The 2884-nt window shown below is 45.6% G+C and carries 2 protein-coding genes; both read right to left on the bottom strand.

Annotated elements, in window-relative coordinates; translation table 11 throughout:
- Nucleotides 1–905, bottom strand: a 905-nt coding sequence (locus AB4496_RS25045; RefSeq protein ID WP_372132517.1) for a succinylglutamate desuccinylase, incomplete at its 3' end; no start/stop codon positions are given.
- Nucleotides 906–1173: 268 nt separating this feature from the next.
- Nucleotides 1174–2884: M3 family oligoendopeptidase (locus tag AB4496_RS25040; protein ID WP_372132514.1), on the bottom strand; the 1711-nt coding region annotated here is incomplete at its 5' end.

Here is a 2884-nt window from a genome sequence, read left to right as displayed (position 1 = left end):
ATCAATGGCTTATCACCATCATGACCAAACACTTCACCGTGCTTGAACGCCGTAAAGTTTTCAACGGCATCAGAGAACATGAAATCAAAATCATCATGCAAACGAACAATGGTTCGGCTTACGCGATAAGTAATGGTTTTCTTTGGCAAATGCTCTGGTTCTATTTCAGCAATCAAATTGCGCATTGCCAAATCGAAAGCCGTTAACTTATCAAGCTGGTTCTCACCAATTCTTGCTACCTGCCCTAGCTCCATTGTCAGTGCTTGGGCTTCAAAGTTTTCAGCGCTGTACCAACTGAAGGTGCTCGTTGGCGCATTGGATAACAACACCGCTTCAACGTGAGCACTGTTAATGAAATCGAACAAGGCTTTACTGCGAACTTCGTGGCGAACCTTAGGGCTTACGGCGAAAGAGTAATGCTTAGACAAACGGATCGCACAGTGCAGATCTAAGTGCCAACGAGTGGCAGGCACCGTTTCCTTGTAAAACTCAGTAACCAAGAACTTAAGGTTCTTCGCGATGTCCACTTCTCGATTACTCTCGTACTGTTTTTCATCAAACAGACGGTTCATATTCACATCAAGAAAACGCGTATGCGCATTGGTCGCTTCTGGGTGAGCAATGATGAACAAACATCTTGCTGTCACGACTTGGAAGCCGGTTTCAATATCCTCAATGAGCTTATCAATCAGCTCCATTGGTGAAGTTTCGTCGCCATGAACACCTGTTGAAAATATGATGTTCTTGGTCTCAGGATTATACTCTGCGGGAATCACTTCCAATACACCGCGTTGATGAAGCTTAATTTGAACACCGTTACTCAGTACGGTCTGTCCTGCAACCACTTCTTGCTCAAGATCTAGGCTGTCAAAAAGAAATGATTGGCGAAAGAGGGTCTTCGTCATGCGCTACTCCTTAATTGCACGGCCGTATGTTAATAAATTGTACATAGAAATTGTGTTGCTAGGATCGCACTTATCAATAGAAACTCCGTTATCACTCACAAATACTACCCATATATTTTTGTATTACCTGCTGACTTTACTAACCGACATCTGTTCCAAATAATTTCACCTATTTAGAACAACTTTTGGTTATCTCTGTTTATATCAGCAAGATAAGAGCCACGTAAGCTAACACAGCTCTTACCTACCATGAACAGATTGAGATCAATTAATCTTCCTGATCGAGCAATCTTTCAAATTCATCGATTTGAACTTTGACCATGTCGATGCTTTGTTGCCAAAAATCAGCTTGAGTCAGATCCATTCCTAAGTGCTTTTGAACCACTTCTTCCGCCATCATGCTGCCCGTATCACGAAGCAACGAAACGTAATCGCCGTAGAATTGCTCACCTTTCGCATCGCGCTGAGCGTAAACACCTTTACTGAACAGATAACCGAACAAGTATGGATAGTTATAAAAGCTCACTTGAGAGATGCTGAAGTGCAGCTTGCTCGCCCAGAAGTAAGGATCGGCTTCTGTCATTGCAGCGCCGTACCACTCTTTCCAAGTCGTTTCCATCAAGTCACACAGCTGCTGAGCCGTTAGCTCACCTTTTTCACGCTGCTCGTAGAAGGCTTTTTCAAATTCGAAGCGAACGGGAATATTCACCATTAGTGCCAAAGAAGAAGAAAGCTCTTCCCACAGCATTTCAAGTTTCTCATTACGTGTTTGTGCTTGCTTCAATAGGTGGTCACGAACAATGTTCTCAGCAAAGATCGAAGCGGTTTCAGCTAACGTCATTGGGTAGCGTGTTTGACACAACGGCATGTCTTTCATCACCCAGTTGTGGAACGCGTGGCCTAGCTCGTGCGCTAATGTCATTAAGTCTGAGCGGCTACCACTCCATGTCATGAACACAAGCGGGGTGCGTGTCGCAGCAAATTTAGTGCAGTACGCACCTAGACGTTTATTGGCTGCTGGAGCGGCATCAATCCAACCGTTCTCAACCATTAATGCGACGAAATCAGCCATCTCTGGATTTACTTCAGCAAAGGCGGTTTTAATCACTTCGATCGCTTCATCAAATAGATAAACCTTAGATTCAGCATCACCAAGTGGTGGCATGGCTGCTAAATGGTTCCAAGGCTTCATTTCATCGAGCCCGTGAACTCTTGCCATTAACAGGCCTGCTTTCTGGCCTACTGCTCGATTTGCCTTTGCTACCGACATCATGGTGTCTAGCGTTTCAGGTACGATGCGGCTGGCGTGTAGGCTTGGATCAAGGAAATGTACGTCGCTTATTTTCGAGCGCTTTTTGTTCTCTGTCAGTCGCCAACCCGCAAGCGCATTTAGAATTGAAGCAAAAGACTCTTGGTGCGTCTCCATTGCGCCTTGGACTGCGCGCCATGCCGGTTCTTGTTTGTCGAATTCGCTGCCGTACAACAAGCTCGCAGCTTGTGAAAAACCTAGCGCTTCGTCTTCACCGTTCAGCTTTAGCGACAGTTTTAAAGAACCGGTTAAGTTATCGTACAAACGACCCCATCCATCACGGCCATCAACCTTCATCGCGGCCAATAACTGCTCTTCAGCAACACTAAGGCGGCTGCTTGATAACTTACGCGAGCTTTCAATCGCAAAGCGTTGTCCTGCTACATCTGCGCTGTCATGCTCTAAAACTGCATCAATAAACTCTGGTTCTGCGTGGATTAGCGTGTCTTCATATGGGCTAAACGCTTGAGACATTTCAGAGTTCAGCTTCGCTACACGACCAAGCAGAGCTTTGGCTTCTGTGTGCGTCGCGTCTACCGATGCGTGGCAATTAGCGAAGGTGTTGATCGTGCTCAGTAACGTGCCTGCCGCTTCAGAAGTTTGAATGGCGTTTTGCATCGCTAGAATGATATGACGCTTTTCAACGTGTAGGTACAACACCTCAATACAT

It is taken from the genome of Vibrio sp. 10N.222.46.A1 (assembly GCF_041473595.1).
GTDB lineage: Bacteria > Pseudomonadota > Gammaproteobacteria > Enterobacterales > Vibrionaceae > Vibrio > Vibrio tasmaniensis_A.
The sequence above is the reverse complement of the archived record's forward strand: the minus strand, read 5'-3'. Positions and strand labels throughout refer to the sequence as shown.